The following is a 6287-nucleotide window of genomic DNA, read 5'->3' on the forward strand; positions in this document are numbered from 1 at the left end:
CCAATTGAAAGTGAATGCCTCACTCGCGGTAATCGCGGCATCCGCGGCAGCGCTCGCCGTGCTCGCCGGCTGTTCCAGCAACAAGGCGCCGTCCACGCAGGACGACGGCGTGTTCACCTATCTGCTCGACCGCAAGCCGAACTGGACCGAAGAAAAAATCGACACGATGCCACCGCTGCCGCAGGCATCGAATCTGGTCGCGTTCAACGTGTCGCAGAACACGCCGCTCACGTTCGCCGTCGACAAGACCACGCTCACGGTCGGCAAGGATGGCGTCATTCGTTACGTGATCGTCGCGACGAGTCCGGCGGGCGCGCGCAACGTCAACTATGAAGGCATTCGTTGCGACACCTACGAATGGCGTCGCTACGCGAGCATCAACGACGATCAGAACGGCTGGGATCAAGGTTCCGCATTCGACTTCAAGCGCATCGAAAACGGCGAGCTGAACGCGTATCAGGCGGCGCTCTATCAGGATTATTTCTGCACGAGCAAGCTGCCCGTCGGCACCGCGAAACAGATCGTCAACAACATGGAATACAAGCGCACGCAAAGCGTGATCAATCTGCGCTGATTGCGCCGCGCGTCGGCGTGACGATGTGAAAACGCCCGCTGATTCAGCGGGCGTTTTCGTTTCAGACGAGCACGAGATTGTCGCGATGGATCAGTTCCGGCTCCAGCATGTAGCCGAGCACCGATTCGATCTCGCCGCTCGGCCGGCGATGAATCAGCCGCGCCTCCGAACTGCTGTAGTTCGTGATGCCGCGCGCGACTTCCTGCCCTTGATCGTCGACGCACGCGATTACTTCGCCGCGATCGAAGGCGCCTTTCACGTCGATGACGCCGATCGGCAAAAGGCTCTTGCCGTCGGCGGTGAGCTTGTTGACCGCGCCCTTGTCGATGACTACATGCCCGCGCACCTGCAAGTGATCCGCCATCCACTGCTTGCGCGCCGCCATGCGTGCGGTGCGCGCGATGAGTTGCGTGCCGATCATCTCGCCCGATGCGAGGCGCGTGAGCACATCGGCTTCGCGGCCGCTCGCGATGACCGTGTTCGCGCCGCTGTGCGCGGCACGCTTCGCCGCGAGAATCTTGGTCAGCATGCCGCCGCGTCCTAGGCTCGAACCCGCGCCGCCCGCCATCTGCTCGAGTTCGGGCGTGCCGGCGTCGGCTTGCTCGACGAGCGTCGCGTTCGGGTCCTTGCGCGGATCGGCGGTGAAGAGGCCACGCTGATCGGTGAGAATGACGAGCGCATCGCCTTCGATCAGATTCGCGACGAGCGCGCCGAGCGTGTCGTTGTCGCCGAACTTGATTTCGTCGGTGATGACGGTGTCGTTCTCGTTGATGATCGGCACGGCGCCCAGGCGCAGCAGCGTGAGCAGCGTCGAGCGCGCGTTCAGATAGCGTTCGCGATCGGCGAGATCGGCGTGCGTGAGCAGAATCTGCGCGGTGCGGATGCCGTGCGCGCCGAAGCTGCTTTCGTAGACTTGCGCGAGACCCATCTGGCCGACCGCGGCCGCCGCCTGCAATTCGTCGATTTCGCGCGGTCGCTTTGTCCAGCCGAGCCGGTGAATGCCTTCCGCGATCGCGCCCGAACTCACGAGCACGACTTCCTTGCCCTGTTCGCGCAGCGCCGCGATTTGCGACGCCCAGCGCGAGATTGCCGCATGATCGAGCCCGCGACCGTCATTGGTGACGAGGCTCGACCCTACTTTCACTACGATTCGCTTCGCAGCGGCGATGACCGAACGCATCGTGCGCTTTCTCCTCGTGGTTGCTTTATTCCTTCGTTTCGTCGTCGCGGAAGCGCACGTCGGCGGCGAGATCTTCCGCTTCAGCCGCGCGCGATGCGTCCGAATGCTGCGAGATGTAATCGTAGATCGCGTAGGTGAGCGCCTCGCAGCCCTGACCGGTCAACGCCGAAATCTCGTAGACCGGACCGTCCCATTCGAAGCGCTCGACGAAATCGGCGATGCGCGCCTCGCGTTCGTCTTCCGGCACCATGTCGAGCTTGTTCAGCACGAGCCAGCGCGGCTTCTCGTAAAGCTGCTCGTCGTACTTGCGCAGTTCGTTGACGATCGCCTTCGCTTCCGCGACCGGATCGACGTTTTCATCGAACGGGGCCATGTCGACGAGATGCAGCAGCACGCCCGTGCGCTGCAAGTGCCGCAGGAAACGATGCCCGAGGCCCGCGCCTTCCGCCGCGCCTTCGATGAGACCCGGAATGTCCGCGATCACGAAGCTCTTGCTCGGCCCGACGCGCACTACGCCGAGATTCGGCGCGAGCGTCGTGAACGGATAATCCGCGATCTTCGGCCGCGCGTTCGACACCGACGAGATGAAAGTGGACTTGCCCGCGTTCGGCATGCCGAGCAGACCGACATCCGCGAGCACTTTCAGCTCGAGTTTGAGCATGCGGCGCTCGCCCGGCTTGCCGTCGGTTTTCTGACGCGGCGCGCGGTTCGTGCTCGACTTGAAATGCAGGTTGCCGAGGCCGCCCGCACCGCCCTTCGCGATCAAGACCTGCTGATTGTGCTCGGTCAGATCGGCGATGATCTCGCCCGTTTCCTGATCCGAAATGATCGTGCCGACCGGCATGCGCAGCGTGATGTCGTCGCCGCCCTTGCCGTAGCAATCCGCGCCGCGGCCGTTTTCGCCGTTGCGCGCCTGATGCTTCTTGGAGAACCGGTAGTCGATCAGCGTGTTGATGTTGCGGTCGCCGACCGCGTAGACGCTGCCGCCGCGCCCGCCGTCGCCGCCGTCCGGTCCGCCGAACGGGACGAACTTTTCGCGGCGCATCGACGCGCTGCCATCTCCTCCGTCGCCGGCGATGACTTCGATCCTCGCTTCGTCAATGAACTTCATGCGTTGCTCCGTCCCGTGTATTCGCTCTATTTTGCCGTGACCGACCTGGCCGGTCACTCATAACCATTTTTTGACCGCACCAAATAAAAATGGCCCCGCGAACTTCGCGGGGCCATTTCTTCGGTCCTGAAGCCCGTGCGTAAAACTTACGCTGCCGGGACGACGACGACCGTGTGCTTCTTCGCAGCGCCCTTGGTCACGAACTTGACGTGACCGTCGGCCAGCGCGAACAGCGTGTGATCCTTGCCGATGCCGACATTCTCACCCGGGTGCATGCGCGTGCCGCGCTGGCGAACGATGATGCCGCCTGCGTTGATTGCCTGGCCGCCGTACACCTTCACGCCGAGGCGTTTGCTCTCGGAGTCGCGGCCGTTGCGGGAAGACCCGCCTGCTTTTTTGTGTGCCATTTGCTTAGCTCCTTAACCGATGCGCTTACGCGTTGATCGCGTCGATGCGCAGTTCGGTGTAGTTCTGGCGATGGCCAGCGTGCTTTTGGTAGTGCTTCCGGCGGCGCATCTTGAAGATGGTCACTTTCTTGTGACGACCTTGGGACACGACGGTAGCCTTGACGGAAGCCCCACTGACCAGCGGCGTACCGAACTGAATCGATTCGCCTTCGCCTACTGCGAGAACCTGGTCGAGCGTGATTTCAGCGTCAATGTCTGCCGGTATCTGTTCTACTTTAAGTTTTTCGCCAACGGCAACTTTGTACTGCTTGCCGCCGGTTTTTATGACCGCGTACATTGAGAACCTCACTCAGAATTCTTTTTCCACGCACCACGCGGGGAAAACACGCGATTATACATAGAGTTACGCTCGACGTCAAAGTGCCGTGACGATGCCCGCGCGGGCAGCGCAACGCGCGATCCGGCTCCGAACCTCGGCGAAAACGAAGCGAATCGCAGCCGAAATTCGCCGACATTGCGCGAGTCGGAACACCGGACCACCCGGCGTCTGTCGGATTCGCCTTATAATCCGCCGGATTACCCTTTTTGCCGATCATGTCGTCCACCGCCACTTCCTCTCCCAACGCCGCCGCGCTGCTCGCCCCGATCGCCGAGGACATGCAGCAGGTCAATCGCGTCATCCGGCAGCGCCTGGCATCAGAAGTGATGCTGATCAACCAGATTTCGGAGTACATCATCGGCGCGGGCGGCAAGCGGCTGCGGCCGGCGCTGCTGCTCCTCGTCTCGGGCGCGCTGGGCGACACGACCGGGCATCGTCACGAATTGGCGGCGGTGGTTGAGTTCATCCACACGGCGACGCTGCTGCACGACGACGTCGTCGACGAATCGGATTTGCGCCGCGGCCGCAAGACCGCGAACGCGCTGTTCGGCAATGCGGCGAGCGTGCTGGTCGGCGACTTCCTGTATTCGCGCTCGTTCGAGATGATGGTGAGCGTCGGCAAGATGCGCGTGATGGAAATCCTGTCCGTCGCGACCAACATCATTTCCGAAGGCGAAGTGCTGCAACTGCTCAACATGCACGATCCGGACGTGGACGAAGCACGCTACATGCAGGTGATCCGCTACAAGACGGCGAAGCTGTTCGAAGCGGCGGCGCAGCTCGGCGCGGTGCTTTCGGGTGCGGATGCGCGGACCGAAGCGGCGGCGGCGGAGTTCGGCCGGCGCATCGGCACGGCGTTCCAGATCATGGACGACTGGCTCGACTACACCGGCACGCCCGAATCGATGGGCAAGAACGCCGGCGACGACCTGCGCGAAGGCAAGCCCACCCTGCCGCTCATTTATTTGATGGAGCACGGCACGCCGGACCAGGCGGCCCTCGCACGCGAGGCGATCGAGCAAGGCGGCACGGATCGCTTCGACACGATCTTCCACGCAATCACGACGTCCGGCGCGCTCGATCACACGCTGGAATGCGCGCGCAAGGAAGCTCAGGCAGCGGCAAATGCGATTTCTTCATTTCCCCCTTCCATCTACAAAGATAGCCTGCTAGAATTGTGTTCTTACTCGACGTCACGGCAGTCTTGAACGAGACTGAAGCAGCGTAAGAGTCCAAGTTGGTCAAATTCGGGGTGTAGCTTAGCCTGGTAGAGCGCTACGTTCGGGACGTAGAGGCCGGAGGTTCGAATCCTCTCACCCCGACCAGAATTGCAAAAACCCGCATGGTTCGCCATGCGGGTTTTTTATTTCCGGCGGCAAAACCGCGTACGCTGGCCGAAAGGCCGAGGGCGAGCTTGCCGGCCCGTCTGCTATATTGCCTCCCATCTCCGCCCCTACTCGATCACCGCGTGGACAACCTTCCCTTATGGGCGCAAATTTGCGCCATTTTTCTGCTTCTCTTCCTTTCCGGCTTCTTCTCGATCTCCGAAACGTCGATGATGGCGCTCAATCGCCATCGCCTGAAATATCTGGCGAGCCAAGGATCGCTACGCGCCCGCACGACGCAAGGCCTGCTCGCGAAGACCGATCAGCTTCTCTCGGTCATCCTGATCGGCAACAACCTGATCAACACGATCATCCCGGTGCTCACGACATCCATCGCGCTGCGCACCTTCGGCCATAACAACCTCGTCCTGTCGATCACGACGGGCGTCATTGCATTCCTGATCATCGTGTTCGCGGAAATCGCGCCGAAGATCGTCGGCGCGACGTATCCCGAGAAAGTGGCGCTGCCGGCGAGCCTCGTGCTCGCGCCGCTCATGCGCGTCGCGCGGCCGCTCATCTGGTTCGTCAATCTGTTCGCCAACGCGATCCTCGCCGCACTGCACATCAACACGAAGGGCAAGCGCGATCAGCGGATCTCGCCCGAAGAGTTGCGCACCATCGTGCTGGAAACGGGCAGCTTCATGCCGACCAAGCACCGCAGCATCCTGCTCAATCTGTTCGATCTGGAGAACATCACCGTCGATGACGTGATGATCCCGCGCCGGCGCATCGAAGCGCTCGACTTCGACGCGCCCTTCGAACAGATCCTGCACCAGCTCGAGACGTGCTACCACAACAAGCTGGTCGTCTTTCAGGGCGACATCGATCGCGTGCTCGGCATTCTGCACGTGCGCAAGACGCTCTCGGCGCTGCACAACCAGGAACTCGAGCGCGACACGCTGCGCGAACTGCTCACCGAACCGTATTTCGTGCCCGCGGGCACGCCTGTCTTCCAGCAATTGCAGTACTTCCAGGAAAGCGGCCACCGTATCGCGATCGTGGTCGACGAGTACGGCGAATTGCAGGGCCTCGTCACGCCGGAGGACATCATCGAAGAGCTGATCGGCGAATTCACGACGACGATTCCGCGCGGCGCCGGCTCGCGCGGCGGCTGGGACGAGAGCGGCGAGTGCATCGTGGCGGGCAGCATGCCGTTGCGCGAACTGAACCGCTGGCTGCATCTGTCGCAGATCGGCGATGCGGCGGCCGCGTCGCAATTCATCCGCAACTGGCGGCCGCAGAGCGTCATCT

The 6287-nt window shown here is 62.1% G+C and carries 7 protein-coding genes and 1 tRNA gene; 4 read left to right on the top strand and 4 right to left on the bottom strand.

Annotated features, from left to right (window positions below; all coding sequences use genetic code 11):
* The first annotated feature begins 10 nt into the window (after positions 1–10).
* On the top strand, positions 11–574 hold the full coding sequence (locus QCE49_RS11200) for a CNP1-like family protein (RefSeq protein WP_033537265.1): 564 nt from the start codon (positions 11–13) through the stop codon (positions 572–574).
* Between the two features lie 61 nt (positions 575–635).
* Here QCE49_RS11200 and proB read toward each other — a convergent pair whose 3' ends face one another.
* The 4 genes from proB to rplU all read right to left on the bottom strand — a co-directional run bounded on the left by proB (position 636) and on the right by rplU (position 3609).
* On the bottom strand, positions 636–1754 hold the full coding sequence (gene proB, locus QCE49_RS11205; RefSeq protein WP_008342948.1) for a glutamate 5-kinase: 1119 nt from the start codon (positions 1752–1754) through the stop codon (positions 636–638).
* 25 nt (positions 1755–1779) lie between these two features.
* Positions 1780–2865, bottom strand: coding sequence for an Obg family GTPase CgtA (cgtA, locus tag QCE49_RS11210; RefSeq protein ID WP_008342949.1), 1086 nt, complete (start codon positions 2863–2865; stop codon positions 1780–1782).
* Between the two features lie 146 nt (positions 2866–3011).
* Positions 3012–3272 carry a 50S ribosomal protein L27 gene (rpmA, locus tag QCE49_RS11215; RefSeq protein ID WP_008342952.1) on the bottom strand — a complete coding sequence of 87 codons (261 nt, stop codon included), beginning with the start codon at positions 3270–3272 and terminating at the stop codon, positions 3012–3014.
* A 25-nt stretch (positions 3273–3297) separates the two neighbouring features.
* A complete protein-coding gene (gene rplU / locus QCE49_RS11220; RefSeq protein WP_008342953.1) occupies positions 3298–3609 on the bottom strand; it encodes a 50S ribosomal protein L21 in 312 nt (103 codons plus the stop codon).
* 257 nt (positions 3610–3866) lie between these two features.
* Here rplU and QCE49_RS11225 point away from each other — a divergent pair, with 257 nt between their 5' ends.
* From QCE49_RS11225 to QCE49_RS11235, 3 genes are all read left to right on the top strand, one after another.
* A complete protein-coding gene (locus tag QCE49_RS11225) occupies positions 3867–4859 on the top strand; it encodes a polyprenyl synthetase family protein (RefSeq protein ID WP_175982752.1) in 993 nt (330 codons plus the stop codon).
* A gap of 40 nt (positions 4860–4899) precedes the next feature.
* A tRNA-Pro gene (locus QCE49_RS11230) sits at positions 4900–4976 on the top strand.
* Between the two features lie 143 nt (positions 4977–5119).
* The coding region (locus QCE49_RS11235) for a CNNM domain-containing protein (protein WP_309805957.1) at positions 5120–6287 on the top strand (1168 nt) is incomplete at its 3' end.

The organism is Caballeronia sp. LZ008, assembly GCF_031451435.1.
GTDB classification, from domain to species: Bacteria; Pseudomonadota; Gammaproteobacteria; order Burkholderiales; family Burkholderiaceae; genus Caballeronia; species Caballeronia zhejiangensis.